Origin of the sequence: Kocuria sp. HSID17590 (assembly GCF_003989485.1) — a bacterium.
Taxonomy (GTDB): domain Bacteria; phylum Actinomycetota; class Actinomycetes; order Actinomycetales; family Micrococcaceae; genus Kocuria; species Kocuria salsicia.
On the sequence record NZ_RBMB01000074.1, the window covers coordinates 1 to 1,122 of the forward strand.

Sequence of the window (1,122 nt, forward strand, 5' to 3'; positions counted from 1 at the left end):
CTAGGTGTTGTGGGGCATGAGGTTCTTGGCACGGGTGTGGCGATGAGATGAGGAACGGGCTCCTCGCCACAGGATGGAAGTTCCTACACCACCCACCTGCCTGGAAGAGCCCGTTCATGACCCACGCTAATGCACCCCTGACCCCGACCGGCCGACGACGCATGGTGCTACGCCACCTCGACGACGGCCTGCCCCAGGCTCACGTGGCTGCGGAGTTCCGCGTCTCCCGGCCCACCGTGGCGACCTGGGTGGCCCGCTACCGCGCTGCAGGCGAAGCAGGACTGTATGACCGCACCAGCCGACCAGGATCCTGCCCATCCCAGATCAGCTCTGGTCTCATTGCCGAGATCGATTCCCTGCGGCGGCAGAAGAAGTGGTCGGCCCGCCGTATCCACCACCACCTGCAGGGACTGGGGTACCAGCTGCACCTGCGCACCGTGGGCCGGTGGTTGCACCGACTCGGGATCTCCCGGCTACGTGATCTCACCCCGGATGGGGAGAGCCTGCGCCGGGCACCCCAACGCATCCGTGCCGGGTGGGCCGGGCACATGGTCCACCTGGATGTGAAGAAGCTCGGGAGGATCCCTGACGGTGGTGGCTGGTGGGCCCACGGGCGAGGCTCCCAACAAGCCCTGGCTTCCAAACGCGCACACAAGCAACGCGTGGGGTACACCTACCTGCACTCAGCCGTGGACGGGTTCTCCCGCTTGGCCTACACCGAGGCCCTCGATGATGAGAAAGCGGCCACCACGATCGGATTCTTCTGCCGGGCCCGGGCGTTCTTCGCCGCCCACGGGATCACCCGTATCCACCGGGTGGTCACCGACAACGGCGCCAACTACCGAGCGAAAGACTTCACCCGCACCGTGAGCGGACTGGCGGGCAGGCATCAACGCATCCGCCCCTACACCCCGCGGCATAACGGCAAGGTTGAGCGCTACAACCGGTTACTGGCCGATGAGGTCCTCTACGCCCGCCCGTATCCCAGCGAGCAGGCCCGCCGGGAGGCGATCGGGGTGTGGGTGAACCACTTCAACTACCATCGGCCTCACACCGCCTGCGGCGACCAGCCCCCGGCCTCACGCACCCCCGCCCGAGTCAACAACGTCACGCCCTCCTACA

At 66.8% G+C, this 1,122-nt stretch carries 1 protein-coding gene; it reads left to right on the forward strand.

Annotated elements, in window-relative coordinates; translation table 11 throughout:
• Positions 1 to 116: 116 nt before the first annotated feature.
• Positions 117 to 1,122, forward strand: a 1,006-nt coding sequence (locus D8M39_RS12455; protein ID WP_126875122.1) for an IS481 family transposase, incomplete at its 3' end; no start/stop codon positions are given.